The organism is Geobacter psychrophilus (assembly GCF_056821595.1).
Genome location: NZ_JBXDTU010000003.1, coordinates 202491 through 217670, shown reverse-complemented (window position 1 = coordinate 217670; position 15180 = coordinate 202491). Strand labels below are relative to the sequence as shown.

Genomic DNA, 15180 nt, shown 5'->3' with positions numbered 1-15180 from the left:
CTCCCCCGGTGGTCTTGACGCGCTTGAGGGGAAGATCCGAAGACCTTCCCCTCACATTTGCATCTGCTCTATGCCGCCAGTTTCTTGGCCAGGGTCTCGTGGACGAAATTGTAATTGTCGGCAGGGAGCTCGTTCAGGGTCTTGATCTTGAAGTGAGCAAAGAGCTTGCTGGTGTCGTAGTCAGGACCGAGTTTATCTATGATCGACTGCAGTTCTTTCAACTGCTCTGCGGTAATGGTGGACGACTTCTTCTCTTCGGCGGCCTTGGAGGCTTCCTGTTGTGCCGCCTGAGCGTTTGTTTCCTTGGAAGCGTTGAATGTTTTCAACGTCTCCTGGAACAGTGATGCCGGGAGGGATTCAACCGCGGCGATGTCGTGCTTTTTCAGGAATTCGGCCTCATTGATGCCGTTTTCCTTGATGGCCTTCACCAGGGCTTTAGCCTGTGCAGGAGAAACGAGCTTTACAGGAGCGGTTGAGGAGTCCGCGGCGGGTGCGGCGGCTTCCTGTTTGGCGGCCGGTTCGGTGGTCGTTTGAACGTTGCCGGTCTCCTGTGCCTGGCTACCCTGGCTGGTCTCATACACCGCGTCAACGACCGTTCCGGTTTCTGTCTGTGAAGACGCTTCAGCAGCGGGTTCGGGGATGATCTCGTCGAACGGGACCTGCTCGTCTTCGAGTTCATCAGGGGTATGGCAGCCCTCGATCACATCGGGAAAGATGATGCGGCCGACTGCGGAAACACATCTCCAGCGCAGCATGATTTTGGGCTGGTTGCGATAATTGCTCTTTTGAGAGAGCGGAATGACCTTGTTGTCCTCTTTGGACATGATCCGGCCGGCATCTTCCATGCTGAAGGTCTCGATAATCTCCAGACCGTTTTTGCGCTTTGCATGGATCGTACAGCGCTCGTTTGTGCTTTCAACGAACTTGAAGAACTCCGCTTCCTTGGACTGGATGATCTTGTTCAGCATCAGCTGCGGGGCGATCGACGGGCGCCCCTGGATTACATTGATCCCGGTGACGGCCTGCAGCGGTTTAATGCCGAGTTCGTGACCCTTCCAGATGATCAGGGCCGCTTTGCTCGCCGTGTTGACGCCAGGAGGCATCATGCCACTTTCGACGAAGAAACGCCCGACCTTGAGCAGGTCCTCCATTACATCGATCAGGTCGAGTGCGGTTGCCCCCTTAGTAGCCAGGGCGCGAGAGGCGTTGTCGGTAGTTGCCAGAGCTGAAGTTTGCATAGATCCTCCTGTGTTACTTTTGAGTGGTGGGAGGGGGGTTGCTCCCTCCCGTTATTTTAAAAAGCTGATGTTTGCAGTTTGACTAGAACGGGGGTAGATCGTCATCCTGGAAGGGTGGTTCCTCGTGTCCTGAACCTCCGGCGCCGCTGGTGGTGTTGCCGGCGCTGCCCTTGTCACCCTTCGCGCCCAGGAGTTGCATCTTGTCACCGACGATCTCGGTGGTGTAGCGGTCGTTGCCGCTCTTGTCCTGCCATTTCCTGGTCTGCAGACGACCCTCGATGTAGACGGACTTGCCCTTGGTCAGGTACTCACCGGCTATCTCGGCCAGCTTGCCCCAGAGAGTTATGTTATGCCATTCGACCTTGTCGGACCACTCTCCGTCTTTGCCCTTGATCTTCTCGGTCGTGGCCAGCGAGAAACTGGCGACTGCTGTACCGCTCTGGGTGTACCGTACTTCCGGATCTTTCCCCGCGTTGCCAATAAGTAGGACCTTATTTAAACTTGCCATAAGTACCACCTCCGTTTTTTTACTTTTTAGTTTAGATACATGTGCGGCTGGACTGTTATGTATAATATAGCACTTAAAATGCTATATTGTCAATACAACATTATATGTAATTATCTTTGTTGAACAGATAATAAGCCTAGACTGTGACAGTATGAGTCATTTCGCCGGTTTCTCCGCTCGCAGCACCGCTTTTACCCTGCAGGAATAGCGTTGAGCCTTGTCAGTGTCTTGCGAAGTTCTGTGCGTAGCACCTGATACTTCACCGCACCTGGTACCGTTTCAAGGGTCAGATCCGTTTCAAGCTGGTGGAGGAGATCGGTGTTCAGAGAGATCAGATCCGCAACATCCCGACCAGTTAATTCGGCGGACACCTCAGTTGCTTTTGCCCTTTCCTGCAGTATGGCCAGCTTTGCGACCTGCTTTGCCGAGACCTGCAGGGCAGCGTCGGGATGTGCTTCGGCAAGCTTGGCCGGGAAGGACGGTGTCAGTCTAAACCCGTTGCACAGGCCCGTCGTCGCCGAGTTCTGGCCAAACACACTGGTTATGCAAGTCCGGACTGTGTCTTTCAACCCACCGCGGCAGGCCAGCAGGCAGTCTTTGCCCTTGCTTGACGACAGGACGTACAGATCGCTGCCATCATCGAGCGTGTCGGTGACCACAGCAGAGAAGTGGGTTTTCAGGAAACCAGGGAAGAGTGCCAGGTAGTCCCGCTGGATCTTGTGAGGTTGGGCGCGCTCACCGATGCTGTTCGCCATCCAGACATACCCCGACAGACCACGGTCGCCGGCCAGGATTACGCCAGGAGTCACATCCAGAGCGTCTGCGAGATTTGAAACTATGCCGGTGCTGGGCGCGTTCCTTGCGTTTTCCCAGGCAGCGATCAGGCCCTGTGAGGTGCCAACTTTCTCCGCGAGCGCCTGCTGAGATAAACCGTTGAGAAGGCGAAGCATCTTTATCGTGTCTCCGGATGGTGAGTGTTTACCTTTCATCGGACACCTCCTTAGTGGGTGGCGCTGCTGGGAGGCACTGCCCTGCGAGCGGCGCACCCGTTTTTTTTCGTGAATTGCTGCAGCTGTTTGAGAGCAGTCAGAAACCGCGTCATGTCTTTGCGCGCGGACTGATAGATGATTGGGATGAAGTGTTCCCGGGTGCTCATGGCGGTTTCCGGATCAGTCGAAAAAGGATAATAGTTGGTCAGCTGGTACCCAAGATCATTCCCGGTGAGAATCACTTTGCCATAGAAGGCCAGCTGGTCGGCGTAGAGGTCATTTACGAGGTCGTGATAATTGGCAAGGCAGGACTTGCAGGAAGCGTCGATGCCAGTGTGAAGAAGACCCTGGATGAAATAGAGGCCGCCAAATGCGAAGATGTTCAAACCGAGCTTGAAGTTCTGGCCTTCAATCTTCTCTTCGTACGCGATGGCGACATGATCCTTCTTCAGTTTTGCCCCATAGCCCGAGAGCATCTTCTGGGTGATGATCAGGATGGTTTCGTCGACCTCCTTGACAAAGGAGGCTTTGCTGGCTCGAACGTCCTCACAGGCAGGGCATGATGTTTTGTCCTCTTTTTTTGACACGGTGTACCTCCTATGCTGCCATCCGGTAACCTTCACCGGACCGCCATCTTAAATAATCGTTCACTCCGATGTGATGCTGGCCATTGATCTGGAGAGCGCTGTCAATCTCACACACATCCTCGTATGACAGCTCGGCTACGGGGTAGTAGACATGCGATTCGATGCCCCGGGGGCCTAACAGAGTTTCGTAGATCGGGTCATGATAGAGGTCTGCAATCCTTATCCAGGCATGCTCGATCGGGAAAGCGCCATGCCAGAACCCAAGGCAGTATTTTGCGGTCGGTACGATCTCAAGGGCACGCATGGCGTTCTGGAAGCATGCCTGGAATGCCATTTTCCGTTTGATGATGGTCGCGAGTAACGGCGGCAAGGGAGACATGCAGATCTTTTCGCCAATCATGTCCGGTTCGAGGCCGCCAATTGAGAGACGCAAGGTCGCGCAGTCTCCTGATGTTTCTCCGGTATTCGACAACTTCGTCACTTCACGCCTTTTTTCAATGATCATCGGCGTTCCCTCCTGTAGCTTTCCTGATTGCGGCCTGAGCGGGTCCAAACCAGGGCATCTCGCCGAATCCACCGGACTTCATGCACAAGAGTGCTTGCTCCAGGGCAGAAAGAAGATCCGGGGCCGCGGCCATGAGCGTCGCGTCTGCCGCAGAGTCATTCCCTCCCATGGCGCCATAGGTGCTTATGATTCTGACCGGGCCTTCGTTGGTCTCTTCGGCCCAGGGGTCGGGGTTGTTGTAGCCGGTCACGATATCGCAGTGGGGAGCTGGCCGGTACGTCCACGGGCCAGGCGTATGTTTTCTTTCGTTGTTCATGACCGTCCCTCCATTATCTTGTCCATCCACTCCAAAAACCTCTCTGCAACCCTGATGTTGGCAGCTCTCTCAGGTATCTCCATGAGATAGCTTCCGTGGTTGTTGCGGCCCAGGGCCAGGGAGTCTTTTGTTTCGAAGTCGGCATAGGCCTTCAGGGAACAAAACTTTGCCGATACTTCAAAAAGGCTGGGATGGTGGTTATGGCCTTTCATTCCCACAACGAAACGCACGACTTTGACAGTTTCGGGGCTTTGGCCAAGACTTTGGCGCTGGAACTTTTTACTGGGGCTTCCAAGCGTTCTGGTGAATTCGATGCCGCTAGGTTCGAGTGTCAGGTACTTGTATGATTTCCTGAGAAGAATGTCGGAGATCATCGACTGGCGCTGTTGTTCCACAGACCGTTGTTGATGGCATAGTCAATGACGGAATCGTTGTCGAAGATCGCATTGCCCAGCGACGCACCCTTGCCGGGTTTGGTCGCCTCGATCTCTCCGGATGCGACGAGGTCCTGCAGTTGTTTGTCAGTCACGCCCGGAAGCAACGCTTTCGCTTCCATGTAACACAGGCTTATTTTTTCCATATATCCCTCCGTCAAAGGTTTATCGCATGTGGTCAGCCATGATTATAATATAGCATTGATTCTGTTATCTTGTCAATGTATGGCAAATTAATACGGCTCGGTGAAGTTCTGGACTTCTTCCATCGGCACGGCGATCGCTACCGTTACCCAGACTGTGCTGCGGTCGGGGCTGATCTTTGTCTTGGCGCCGCAGGGCACGTTCATGAGGTTGGGGCTAATGCCCATCTGCCTGAGTTTCTCGGATGCGATCTTGTTTGCCCGGTAGTCTATTTCAATTTTGTTTTTAGCCGGGCTACCCATTGGCCACCTCGCCGAAATCGAACGCCATCTGAGGGCAGGATTTTATCTTCTTGGGGTTCTTGCCGCGATATGTCTCCATTTCGACGACATTTGTTTGCACCGGTTCTTCTGGCGGCAGGGTTGATTCGTGGACGGTTTCCTGTTGTGGGTCCTCGACGATCACCTGCTCGGTGCATTTTGACATGAGCTCGTTCAGCGTCTCCGGATCTGTCAAGACAAGTGGGGTATGCGGGCCTATACCGAGAGGGTACATGGTCTGCCATGCTGCCAGGACCTTCGGCAGATCGCTTTCGTTGGCACGGCCTCTACTGTCCCACCCGATCTTCTCGCAAACCGCCATGAAGATGGAATAGTCCGCTCCTCTGAGTTCCACCCCATCAATCGGCTTCTGGATTATGATTATTGAGGTCTTTACTGTGGTACCGGTCTTGGAAAAAGTTTCGGACGGAAGGCTAATGACCCCCCTGAGCCAATATCGCTCCATCATCCATTTTCTGTTTTTCTGGTCTTTGGCATTGCTCAGTATCCCGTCGGGGACCACAAATGCGGTTACACCCCCAGGAGCCAACGATTCCATGGCCAGCTCCAGGAAGTACCATTCCGCCCGGCGGGAACTCTTGGCCATCTCGAAACCACGATACTCTTCACGGTGCTTCACGTCCGCGAAGGGCGGGTTGCCAACAGCATAATCAAACTGGCCGCGCAGGTCTTCGAGCATCTCCAGCGCGTCGCCCTGGTGGACGATCGCTTGAGGATTGATCAGCGCCGCCACTCTGGCCGTCTCGTGCATTTGCTCAATAGCTACGACCTGGCAGCCTTCAGGTAGTGCGCTCACAAAGGCTCCCCCACCGCAGCTTGGTTCCAGCACACGTGAGTCCGGGTGGACCTGGAGTAAATCGATGACGAAGGAAGTCACCTCCGGTGGGGTGAAGAACTGACCGTTACTCCAGTCCCCTGAGACCAATCCACCGATACCAGTAAACTTCGCCCGCACTTCCTGGATCTCCTCGGCTGTGAGATCACGCGTCCGGGATTCGTCGAGCAATTGGCGCACATGACCATTATCTTCGTATCGTTTTCGCTCCTTACGACCCATAAGCAGCTCCTTTACAGATTCTTGATACTGTCGTTCTCGACAGCTTCGGCAATGGCTTTATACGGTGTATGACCGAACAAGGTGTAATAGTGATTGTGATTGACGCGCCCGAAAGCTTGAAAAAGGGCCTCCCTGCTGTTGGTGTGTTTCGTGTCCTGGTGGAGCGCCTCAACAGCTTTCATGAGGACGGCGTTAAATGTGGCGGCGGCTGCCTGGATGCGCGGTTCGCATTCGATAGCGGTGCCATCGAGCGCGGCTCGGTACTCCGCGTCATACACTTCGTTTGCAGCCTTGATTTCAGGTAATAGCGCTTTAAGGTTCTGTAGCATCATGGTGTCCTCCGTTCTCGCTTGTGTTATTTATAATATAGCATCTCTTTTGCTATATTGTCAATAGAGCAGAAAGGCGGGATGCTCAGGCCAGAAGGGATTGGTTTCTAGGTAGGCCCGGCATTCTCCCCGAAGGCCCCGGCGGGCAGCTTCCATGTCCCTGGTGCCATGATGACCGGCTCGTCGAAAGTCCTAGAGAGAGCTGATCTGATTATTTCTGGGTCCATCCCTTCAAAGGGTTTCCCCAGGGCGATCATCTCGGGTACAGATTTGTCGCGGTTGATCGTCTTCCCGAATTCCTGTTCATAATCGGAGATCCTCTTGATCTGCTCCGGGTAGATGGCAGCCAGCGAAGCCCACTGGTTCTTGCTGCCGAAGATGCACGCCGAGCAGCTGCACCTCCCCCACCCTAGCCGGTAGCAGGGATGAGGATTGATTCGGTATTTCTCTAACAGCGACCAGACTTGTTCTTCCTTCCAGGCATGGACTGGCCGCCAATGGTCTACATGGCGTTTTTTGGAAGAAGTCTTATGTCCCTCAGCGGTTTTGTAACAGGCGCGACTGGCGGATTCCTCAGCACGTTCTCCGGTGACAACAAGGACTCTCTTCCCGATGAAGCGCTCCTGGCCAGTGATGGCCTTTGAGCCGACATCCACCTTCAAGTATGCCGAGCACCACCTAACGGACAGAGATGCGGCTGTTTGTGGGAACATCCGTCTCGTGGAGAACGTGCCGGCAATGCCGCCAGACTGACGGAGACCATCAGGGGTTTCAAAGAGCGTTGGGGCGGTCAATGAGTTGTGACGATTCATTTCTCCTTCAAATCCATTTTTCTTCCAGCTCGCAAAGAGAGGCAGGCCGAAGGCTTCGGCAATGGCCCGGCAATAATCGTTCGTCACTGGCCAATCCATGAGGTGAGAACCCTCTCTGCCGTCAATTATGTGATGCCACAATTCAATCTTTGAGCGATCGATGCCCAGATCGAAAAGGTGGAGCAAGCAGGCAACAGAATCCTTGCCCCCGCTGAGCATTACTAGCACATGGTCGTAGGAATGAGGGTCGATAGAACTCTGGGGAGTGCTCTCGACTTCTGGAAGGGCATCGTCAAATAAAGGGAGTTGAATCATCCTGGTTGCAAGTGGCACAGATCCGGGAGTCATGCTTCACCTTTTGACGAAGTGGCCACGGGGTACAATCCAGCCTTTCTGAGCGCATTAAGCACCAAAGGAAGGGAGAAAGGCGTGTCTACCCCTTCGGGGCATTCTGCGTCGAAGAAGCGGCCTTGGTAGACAATGAAACAATGGGACAGCCAGACCCGGTTCAACGAATCAATGGTAACGCCGTCAGGGAGTTTGTACCCCCACGCTGCGAGCTGGCCAGCGTCATAAACCTCATCTTCGGTCTGCAGGTTTTCAAACCACAATTCCGAGACCTCTTCCCCTTGATACCCGCACGTCTTTTCAATCACAGCCATTGCAAAGTCTTCGCACAGGCCATTGTTTATCTCGTATGCGGTCCGAACCGGATGCGGTTGCGTGGGGTCGCCTCCAGACTGAGAACAGAACTCCTTGACTGTCTCGTGGATTATCCCTGTGATGTCGTAAGCGTCAGTCACGGGGCAATCCTTTTGCCTGGTCCACAGCATCGGTCATGGCATTGTCTGTGTGTGCCATCATTGCCTCCGTTTCTATGGGTAAAGATTGGCAGTTACGCCGTCAATGTAGTCGGACACGAAATTATCGTCCGTCTCAGGGCCTCTGAGTTTGGCGATCAGGGCTTTTGCCGAACAGAGGGTGCAGGTTTCAATGTCGGGGCAGCCGAAGAAATCATGCTCGATGTCCTCGATCTCAGACACGCAGGCAACCAAGTCTTCCAAAGACCTCAAGAGGTCGGGAGCGGCCGCCGCCAGCAGTGCATTGTCCTTGCATTGCGTTTGGGTCTCGGGAGTGCAGAGGGCATGGAATATCTGCTTATCTCCAGCCATGATGATTGATCCGTCGGGGTTCGCGGACCATTGTCCGGGGGTATGGTTGCTCATAATGGTGTGCCTCCGAGTCTTTCAAGTAGCGAACTTGCCTTGTCCTCGGCAAGAACTTGGTCGATTAACAGGCCTGCCACCTCGTCTGTGTCGTACGGGGCAGTGTGGCTGAGATAGTAGTCACGTTCTGCCCTTTGAGCCTTCATGAGCGAAATAAGAGCTTCCTGCATCTCTTTTACAATCCCACGCCCTAATGCCTCATTCGGCAATCCTTCGCAGGCATTGACCGTGGTAACGATTCGTTTGGCGTTCGGCTCGTCGCCGGTGAACCCCTCGGCAATCAAGAGAGATCCTTTGGCAATCTGGAATACCACCAACCCTTTGAAGTCGGCTTTGTGCAATGTCCATGGCCCGGAGGTGTGATTGCTCATGCCTGTTCACCTTTCGCTTTTGCAACAGCGAGTCGGGCAGCCTCGTACCATGCCGGACCTGCACCGGGGGCATAGGCGAAGCTGGCAAGGATCAGTTGAGAAGCCTGGAGCAAATCAGGGCAAGCAGCAATCAGCATTGCATTTGACGCAAAGTCGACACCGAAGGTTTCAGCGATTTCACCGTATTGCGGCTTACCAACGTGTGCCCCTGCAGCTTCCCACGGTCCTGTAGTCGGTGTATTCATAGTCACGCCCTCCCCTGTTTGCCGGCAAGCAGGGCGCTGTCGATAATGCCGCTGTGCCGCGAATAAATTCTGTGTGCTTTGTACGGATGGTGCTTGTCGCCATTCCGGTCGGAACGTCGAACCCAGGCCAATATAATCCGGTCTTTCCATGCCATAGTTGCACCCCCAATATTGCCGCCTGCTATGTTTATAATATAGCATTATTTATGTTATATTGTCAATAAGGAACAAAAAAAGGGGGCATGCATCCGCAGATGGCATACCCCCTAGTTCCGGTCAATTGACCCTTTCCAGCTAGCCGCCTAATAAGGCGTTACCTGGAGACGTCCGTCCGAACCGACAAGGAAAAAACGGTGGCACTCGTGACGCTTGTCACGGGGTACACCTAGTTTTTTCTGCGCGGAGCTGATTTTCTTGCATGCGAGGCATGCTTTAAGGTCAGCTCGTGAGACATGTCGGGCCGGAGCAATGATGTTAGCGCACATGCGACACCCCCTTGTCATTGAAGCCGCGTGAACGTTCAGCCGAAGTGATGTACTGATCGGCTGCGCGCTCTGCTGCAACTCTGCTTGTTGCCGTCCCGAAGGACGGCAGGGGAATCGCTGCAACTGGTGGGAGCACTGCCCAGAAAACCTGATGGCCACGTTCCGTGATTAGTGCTCTCATGCTGCACCGCCGTTCACGATCGAAACTACTTCGATGCAAGTACCGAGTTTTGCGCGGTTGAGCATTTTTTCGAAGACTTCGAACGGTACGGTGTAGTTACGACCTGCTACGATGATTTTGACTGACATGGCTACTTCCTCCCTTTGGGGTTATTTGCCTGCAAAGCAGGACTCAACCACCAGTGGGTGCTGGTGACTCAGTCCTGCTTTGCAGGTGGGAGGAAGTAAGCCAGTCAGAGGCCGGGATATGCTCTCGGTGTTGCTAAAGAGTCATACCCCAGCCTGAAACTGTATGTTATGCGGGCATCGGCAAAGCGATGTTGCCTTCGAAGTTACAGCTGATCGAGGCTTCTACCGAAGCGCCACAAAAGGAACAAGTTGCTTCCAGGTCCAAACAATCGTAATCCATCTGCGCCTTGACCGGCAAAACGACTGCCGCAAGGCAGCATGGACAAACGATAGACCCTTCGGGTTCTTCTCCCTCGTAATCTGCATCTGCAGCCCACGCAGTATAACTGGACATCGAATACTCCTCACGTCCCTTATAACCGCATCCGCATTCTACCGAGGCATAGACCGTATTGCCGGAAACAACCACATTTCCTGTAGCAAGACAACCTGCGCAATCGGGGCAGATATTGGGCATCGAGTCGAGGCTGATTCCCTTGTACTCAATGCTCTTGATGTTGACAAAATTCAGTCCTTCTTCGATAAGCGGTTCCGAAGAGAAGACCGATCCCCAAAAGTTGACGTATACGAAACTTTCGATACTGACGGGGATGGACATGTCGTTAGGTGAATGACGACCGTGGTAAAAGTACGGGTAGCCAGGGGGGGCGTCTTCCTTCTTGATGCGCCTTCCTTCTGCCACGAGACACTTGATTCCGTTGAGCGTCGCTGTGTTCTTCATGGATCCTCCAGACACAACTCCCCCATCGCGGGAGTGTGTTGCTACTCCCGGCGCCAAGGCACACCTTACGGTGATGGCGGGATTGGTGTTAGTTCGGATTAAGCAGTTCGCCCAGACAACTATGGAGCAGAACCGCTTCTTCTTTGGTGAGGGACATGAAGGAGTAACCTATACCAGAGGGGTCTAGGTTGTTCGGCAACTCGGAAAGGAAAGATACGTGGCCGTCGAAGAGGGTAATTGCAACACCTTCGGGGCACATATCGACTTCAAAGTCGCGGAATTGGTCACCCGAGATGGTTCTCAGGTCGTTTTTGTGGGTCATGAGTACCTCCAAACAGCATGCACCAACCCTGCAGGGTCGAGTTGATGCACCCTGCGTTTAATAGGTTGGACTACTGTGGAGCTTACTTCATGCGGAACAGATTAAGAGACTTCATCAAAACTACACCGGCGTAATCCTCGTTTTTCTGAGCGTCGCTGTAGAAGACGTCCTGTGAAGTGTCTGTCATCATGGTGTTACCATCGGTCCCGTAAACAGCAACTTTACAGGTGATGGTGTTTTTGGTTCGTTCGGGAGTTGTGGTTGATGATGACTTGATTCCGTTGGAACCAGAGCTAACCCCTCCCAAAGAAGCAACAACAACTTTCATGGCAACCTGAGTGAAGATTTGCCCGTTGTTGTTGGATGTCGAACCGCCTTCGTTTTCCTTTACATTCGTTGTATCGACCATGATGAGCGATTCAATCATCTTCTCGCGAAGGAATGACTGCATCGACTTAGGGTCGGTTGCCGCGGGTTTCTCTACCTCTACGGCCTTGATGTTGTAGAATTCCAGGCTAGCTGCCGGATACCCAACAACGCCCACCTTCGCCTGCTTCCTCAAGACGTTTCCGACTTCAGGGTTGCTCTTGATTGTGTTCATGTTGGTGGATGAACAGCCGCTTGTGAATACTGCAGCAAGGAAAAGAATAGTTACGAAAAGTTTTTTCATGATAGTCCCCTTCTGGGCTCTGATCTCCCAGTTGGGATAGATCATGCCAATTGTTAGAGTGCAGGCTTAGCCTGTTTAGTGTTTTTCCACTTCCGGACTCCCCATATTGCAAGGAGTGTATAGACAGCAAAGAGAACGCTCTGTTCGTACAGACCGGCTTTTGTATCCACATAAATCCAGCCTATGTTTGCAAAAACCCAGAGAAATTGTCCTCTCCAGTCCTGTTTTACGACGAGGACATTACCTGCCAGTGACAAAACTGTCAATATGGTCGGTAAGGTAGACATAAAATCATCTCCTTTCGGAAGATTTGGGAGGAGATACGCAAAAGCATCCATGCGTCACCTCAAGTGAACAACGGCAGGAGGCCATTGTCGTTTGGTTCCGGGTATTCCTTCTTCTTACCGTGGTAGAGAAAGCGGTTGCCGCTCCTGATCCGGTCAGCGTTTTCGGCGCAAAAGCAACCTCGAACGCATTCACGAGCCAGTTTGACGGCTTCTTCCTCTGTTTCGGCAGTTCCGGTGTACCTGGGATGGCACGGGCCTTTTTTCGAAAGCCTGAACCTGAATATTCCGTCCTGCTGTTGCCAGACGGAAAAGTAAGGGGTAGTTACCGGCATGCCATCACCTCCTGGAGAGAAGGTGCTGATTCCCTTTCGTTGACGCGGCATGCGGACCCTGCGTAAGCAACTGCGGCCTTTGCTGCATCAAGTTGAGTTGAAGCCTCGCCGAACGACTTCATGTTCAGCGCGACACATGGCGGTAATACTGCCCAGTGGAATTTCGGGCCGACGGGGGTGATCAGGACACGCATGGCGTCAGACCTCCGTGGGCGGCGATTGAATCAACGGCTGCGCGGGCGCATTCTGCAGTGCAGAGGATGTGGCCGGGCTGTCCGATGATTTCGGCCTTCATGACGTAGACGTTGTCTCCACCAAGGACCGAGGAGCAGCAGTGAGAACACCAGGTGGGCTCGACTGTCTGCTTCATTGTTTTTTTGACGACTATCGGTTTCATGCGGAGCTCCTTTCTTAATCAGCGGAATGGAGACGCACATATCCCGTCGGGGATGTGTTGCGTCCCCGAGAGGTCGATAGTTCAGAGATGATCAGGTGTGTACGTCAAAAAACACGTAGTAGACCCGGTCAGCAGGATGTTTCTTCTCCCAGTCCCAATCCTTGAAATCCCAGCAGCGGTTCGAGTACAGAGTACCTTGCCAGCTGAATGGGTAGTCGTGGATGTTCTCAGCAACGTATTCGACCATGTCGTTGAGCTTGTGGTCTGCGGAGAGTGTGTCGTTACCTTCGGCAATCGCTTGCAACCAGATCTGGAGCATGGGCACGGCGTAAAACTTCTCGTCCTTGCTCGAAGTCACGCGAGATGCAAACTTCAGCACTTCACGCTCGTTCTGCTCTTTATTGGCCTGCCATTTGAGGTACTCATGGTCACAGTCCTCAATCAGATTTGCCGGGGCTTTCCAGTGTGCGGCTTCGATGGGGATGTCGCCGAACACATCGAAGAAACGGGCAGATCGCGCGAACCTGATTACTTCGTCCTCGGTCAGACGGGCGTAGTTCAGAGTCGGGAGCGTACGGCCTGATTCCTCATTCGTAGTTGGGCAAAAAGCACCGAGGGCATGCGGGAAGTTGTCACCAGAATCACGAACCTTCATGAATTTGGTGGCTTTACCGATTGCAGCGCCGATGGATGGTGCGTTGACTTTTGCGATATGGATTTTGTGGCACATCTTTTTATCCTCCGTAAGATTGTTTACCGCGGAAGACAAACCACCCCTGCGGGAATGGCTGTCCCGCGTGGGTGAGAGATGTGGTTACCAAAGAGGCATCTGGACAGCAGAACTGCTCAGAAGAGTCTTCGGGGAAGTGACGGGCGCCGGCTTGGTCGGATTGACTGTATACGGGTGCTCCTTGATAAATTTCCAAGTAAGCCTCGCGTACCAGTATTCACCTTCCGGAATTAAGCGGAGTTTTGGGTGTACCATCTCGACCTTGAACCGGGTGTACTTCGTGCCGTTGGTGAAACCAATGGCCGTTGCGAACTCGATTATGTCGCCAGGTTTGAAACGCGGACGTTCCTTTGCCTTTTGAATGTTTTTCCAGCACTCTGCTCTCCAGTTCTGCGCGTGCCTGTTTTCTGTCGGTGTTAGGAGTTTGAGGATCCTCTCGGGACAACGTGTTTGCCACGGGCAGAAGTCCTCAGACATATCTTTGTAACCGAAGGTGTGACCTTCCTTGTGTTTCGGAACCCAATCGATCTTACAGATCAGGGCTGTTACAACCTTCTCTTCACCCGGCCGCTGAACTTCATAGGCGATGTAAATCTCAGTGAGAAAAGATGCGCAGGCGATCACCTTCCCGTAGTTATCTGATGCTTTACACCAGGAAAACTCACGGTAACAGAAATCAAAGTTTGATTCTTTGATACCTTTTCTTCGAGAAGTGCTCAAATATCCCATCAGGCACCTCCATTTTTGTGGTAATGCCAGGCCAGGCATTTTTCGTCGTTGACACAGCGGGAGCCGTCTGAGTTTTCATCAGGGCAACCTTTGCAGGGGTAATCTCCGCAAGCGGCGATTCTCTGCTGGGTGGATCCATAGGCCTTGTCGGTGACAAAATCCTGGAGCTGGGTCAGGTCGATAGTTGCCTGCTCGATGGTTTCCAGGCGAATGTAGGCGGGAGTCATACTTTCATCCTCCTGCACAACAATGCCAAGGCACTCATCTTCTGGGTCGAGGGAGTCTGTGTCATAGTCTATGATCACCGTCCTGACGCCTGCAAATGCTGACGGGTTGTCGGAAACCACGGCTTGAACAAGTCCACCGTCGAGTATTATTGCGAGTACCGGACCGCCTTCAGGGAGCTCAACAGTGCAAGTTTCACAATGCTGGCAGCTGACGGCGTTTTCGGTTCTCATGGGGCATTCATTCGACAACGAGGTGCTTTCAACGCTGCACATGTTACCGTAGAATGTTTTGCCAAATCGAGTTGTAAGGGCGTCAGCAAATTCGATCGCCTGGGCCTTCGTGTTGAAATCGCAAATATCGTCAACACGCTCGTTTGGGCTCGGTGTGCGGCTGTAGACAGAAAAGAATGCTGCATCTTCTTCGTCTACCGGGCCTGATTCGGTCATTCCGGCTATATACACGTCCGCTGAATCGTCAATGGTCGTGTCATACAACAGGCTTTCCAAGTTGTGTTCAACCCACTTCTGATATCCGAGCAGAGAGTCCCCATTGGAAACGTCAGATCGCCAGTCTTCCTTCAGGAAGTGAACATGCTCACCGTGCTGGAAGTAATCCCAGGAGGTGATCAGTCTGGTTATCCGATTGCTTGGAGTGAAACCTGCCTTTTCGGCTGCCGATATTGCATTGTTCAAGAGATCTATGACCTCGGTCGGAACTTTGCAGTTTACGGCAAACCAGGCATCGGGTAATGCTGCTCTGGCTTGAACGCAGGCTTCGAGAAGTAGGGTGAGTAATTTAATTGCCATGG

The 15180-nt window shown here is 53.1% G+C and carries 29 protein-coding genes; all 29 read right to left on the bottom strand.

Annotated elements, in window-relative coordinates; translation table 11 throughout:
- Window positions 1-68: 68 nt before the first annotated feature.
- Window positions 69-1238, bottom strand: coding sequence for a hypothetical protein (locus ACOCF6_RS01825; RefSeq protein ID WP_482458677.1), 1170 nt, complete (start codon window positions 1236-1238; stop codon window positions 69-71).
- Between the two features lie 82 nt (window positions 1239-1320).
- The gene (locus ACOCF6_RS01820; protein WP_482458676.1) at window positions 1321-1746 is read right to left on the bottom strand and encodes a single-stranded DNA-binding protein; all 426 of its coding nucleotides are present in this window, start codon (window positions 1744-1746) and stop codon (window positions 1321-1323) included.
- Between the two features lie 191 nt (window positions 1747-1937).
- Window positions 1938-2735, bottom strand: coding sequence for a helix-turn-helix domain-containing protein (locus ACOCF6_RS01815; protein ID WP_482458675.1), 798 nt, complete (start codon window positions 2733-2735; stop codon window positions 1938-1940).
- An 11-nt stretch (window positions 2736-2746) separates the two neighbouring features.
- Window positions 2747-3322: a hypothetical protein gene (locus tag ACOCF6_RS01810; protein WP_482458674.1), complete on the bottom strand. Its 576-nt coding sequence runs from the start codon at window positions 3320-3322 to the stop codon at window positions 2747-2749.
- Between the two features lie 10 nt (window positions 3323-3332).
- Complete coding sequence (locus ACOCF6_RS01805; RefSeq protein ID WP_482458673.1) at window positions 3333-3827, bottom strand: hypothetical protein; 495 nt, start codon at window positions 3825-3827, stop codon at window positions 3333-3335.
- Entirely contained in the window at window positions 3817-4143 is a 327-nt protein-coding gene (locus ACOCF6_RS01800; protein WP_482458672.1) for a hypothetical protein, read from the bottom strand. Before ACOCF6_RS01800 ends, ACOCF6_RS01805 begins: the two co-directional genes overlap by 11 nt.
- Complete coding sequence (locus ACOCF6_RS01795; RefSeq protein ID WP_482458671.1) at window positions 4140-4517, bottom strand: hypothetical protein; 378 nt, start codon at window positions 4515-4517, stop codon at window positions 4140-4142. The genes ACOCF6_RS01800 and ACOCF6_RS01795 overlap by 4 nt, the downstream gene beginning before the upstream one ends.
- On the bottom strand, window positions 4514-4723 hold the full coding sequence (locus tag ACOCF6_RS01790; RefSeq protein ID WP_482458670.1) for a hypothetical protein: 210 nt from the start codon (window positions 4721-4723) through the stop codon (window positions 4514-4516). Before ACOCF6_RS01790 ends, ACOCF6_RS01795 begins: the two co-directional genes overlap by 4 nt.
- An 87-nt stretch (window positions 4724-4810) precedes the next feature.
- Entirely contained in the window at window positions 4811-5023 is a 213-nt protein-coding gene (locus tag ACOCF6_RS01785) for a hypothetical protein (RefSeq protein WP_482458669.1), read from the bottom strand.
- Window positions 5016-6119 (bottom strand): HsdM family class I SAM-dependent methyltransferase, encoded by a 1104-nt coding sequence (locus ACOCF6_RS01780; protein WP_482458668.1) that lies wholly within the window; start codon window positions 6117-6119, stop codon window positions 5016-5018. The genes ACOCF6_RS01785 and ACOCF6_RS01780 overlap by 8 nt, the downstream gene beginning before the upstream one ends.
- Window positions 6120-6130: 11 nt before the next feature.
- Window positions 6131-6451 carry a hypothetical protein gene (locus tag ACOCF6_RS01775; protein WP_482458667.1) on the bottom strand — a complete coding sequence of 107 codons (321 nt, stop codon included), beginning with the start codon at window positions 6449-6451 and terminating at the stop codon, window positions 6131-6133.
- Window positions 6452-6555: 104 nt separating this feature from the next.
- Window positions 6556-7608, bottom strand: a complete 1053-nt coding sequence (locus ACOCF6_RS01770; RefSeq protein ID WP_482458666.1) for a phosphoadenosine phosphosulfate reductase domain-containing protein — start codon at window positions 7606-7608, stop codon at window positions 6556-6558.
- A complete protein-coding gene (locus ACOCF6_RS01765; RefSeq protein ID WP_482458665.1) occupies window positions 7605-8063 on the bottom strand; it encodes a hypothetical protein in 459 nt (152 codons plus the stop codon). The genes ACOCF6_RS01770 and ACOCF6_RS01765 overlap by 4 nt, the downstream gene beginning before the upstream one ends.
- 72 nt (window positions 8064-8135) lie before the next feature.
- Window positions 8136-8486, bottom strand: a complete 351-nt coding sequence (locus ACOCF6_RS01760) for a hypothetical protein (RefSeq protein ID WP_482458664.1) — start codon at window positions 8484-8486, stop codon at window positions 8136-8138.
- On the bottom strand, window positions 8483-8857 hold the full coding sequence (locus ACOCF6_RS01755) for a hypothetical protein (RefSeq protein WP_482458663.1): 375 nt from the start codon (window positions 8855-8857) through the stop codon (window positions 8483-8485). Before ACOCF6_RS01755 ends, ACOCF6_RS01760 begins: the two co-directional genes overlap by 4 nt.
- Entirely contained in the window at window positions 8854-9102 is a 249-nt protein-coding gene (locus tag ACOCF6_RS01750; RefSeq protein ID WP_482458662.1) for a hypothetical protein, read from the bottom strand. Before ACOCF6_RS01750 ends, ACOCF6_RS01755 begins: the two co-directional genes overlap by 4 nt.
- 2 nt (window positions 9103-9104) lie before the next feature.
- The gene (locus tag ACOCF6_RS01745; RefSeq protein WP_482458661.1) at window positions 9105-9257 is read right to left on the bottom strand and encodes a hypothetical protein; all 153 of its coding nucleotides are present in this window, start codon (window positions 9255-9257) and stop codon (window positions 9105-9107) included.
- Window positions 9258-9404: 147 nt separating this feature from the next.
- Window positions 9405-9587, bottom strand: coding sequence for a hypothetical protein (locus tag ACOCF6_RS01740; protein ID WP_482458660.1), 183 nt, complete (start codon window positions 9585-9587; stop codon window positions 9405-9407).
- Window positions 9577-9768: a hypothetical protein gene (locus tag ACOCF6_RS01735; RefSeq protein ID WP_482458659.1), complete on the bottom strand. Its 192-nt coding sequence runs from the start codon at window positions 9766-9768 to the stop codon at window positions 9577-9579. The genes ACOCF6_RS01740 and ACOCF6_RS01735 overlap by 11 nt, the downstream gene beginning before the upstream one ends.
- Window positions 9765-9896 carry a hypothetical protein gene (locus ACOCF6_RS01730; RefSeq protein WP_482458658.1) on the bottom strand — a complete coding sequence of 44 codons (132 nt, stop codon included), beginning with the start codon at window positions 9894-9896 and terminating at the stop codon, window positions 9765-9767. The genes ACOCF6_RS01735 and ACOCF6_RS01730 overlap by 4 nt, the downstream gene beginning before the upstream one ends.
- A 166-nt stretch (window positions 9897-10062) precedes the next feature.
- The gene (locus ACOCF6_RS01725) at window positions 10063-10677 is read right to left on the bottom strand and encodes an LPD28 domain-containing protein (protein WP_482458657.1); all 615 of its coding nucleotides are present in this window, start codon (window positions 10675-10677) and stop codon (window positions 10063-10065) included.
- A gap of 88 nt (window positions 10678-10765) precedes the next feature.
- On the bottom strand, window positions 10766-10999 hold the full coding sequence (locus ACOCF6_RS01720; protein WP_482458656.1) for a hypothetical protein: 234 nt from the start codon (window positions 10997-10999) through the stop codon (window positions 10766-10768).
- An 82-nt stretch (window positions 11000-11081) separates the two neighbouring features.
- Window positions 11082-11669, bottom strand: coding sequence for a hypothetical protein (locus ACOCF6_RS01715; RefSeq protein WP_482458655.1), 588 nt, complete (start codon window positions 11667-11669; stop codon window positions 11082-11084).
- Between the two features lie 53 nt (window positions 11670-11722).
- Window positions 11723-11956 carry a nicotinamide mononucleotide transporter gene (locus tag ACOCF6_RS01710; RefSeq protein ID WP_482458654.1) on the bottom strand — a complete coding sequence of 78 codons (234 nt, stop codon included), beginning with the start codon at window positions 11954-11956 and terminating at the stop codon, window positions 11723-11725.
- Window positions 11957-12015: 59 nt separating this feature from the next.
- A complete protein-coding gene (locus tag ACOCF6_RS01705) occupies window positions 12016-12288 on the bottom strand; it encodes a hypothetical protein (RefSeq protein WP_482458653.1) in 273 nt (90 codons plus the stop codon).
- Between the two features lie 181 nt (window positions 12289-12469).
- The gene (locus ACOCF6_RS01700; protein WP_482458652.1) at window positions 12470-12685 is read right to left on the bottom strand and encodes a hypothetical protein; all 216 of its coding nucleotides are present in this window, start codon (window positions 12683-12685) and stop codon (window positions 12470-12472) included.
- A 91-nt stretch (window positions 12686-12776) separates the two neighbouring features.
- The gene (locus tag ACOCF6_RS01695) at window positions 12777-13415 is read right to left on the bottom strand and encodes a hypothetical protein (protein ID WP_482458651.1); all 639 of its coding nucleotides are present in this window, start codon (window positions 13413-13415) and stop codon (window positions 12777-12779) included.
- 84 nt (window positions 13416-13499) lie between these two features.
- Window positions 13500-14144, bottom strand: coding sequence for a DUF6927 domain-containing protein (locus tag ACOCF6_RS01690; RefSeq protein ID WP_482458650.1), 645 nt, complete (start codon window positions 14142-14144; stop codon window positions 13500-13502).
- Window positions 14144-15178: a hypothetical protein gene (locus ACOCF6_RS01685; RefSeq protein ID WP_482458649.1), complete on the bottom strand. Its 1035-nt coding sequence runs from the start codon at window positions 15176-15178 to the stop codon at window positions 14144-14146. The genes ACOCF6_RS01690 and ACOCF6_RS01685 overlap by 1 nt, the downstream gene beginning before the upstream one ends.
- Window positions 15179-15180: the final 2 nt, after the last annotated feature.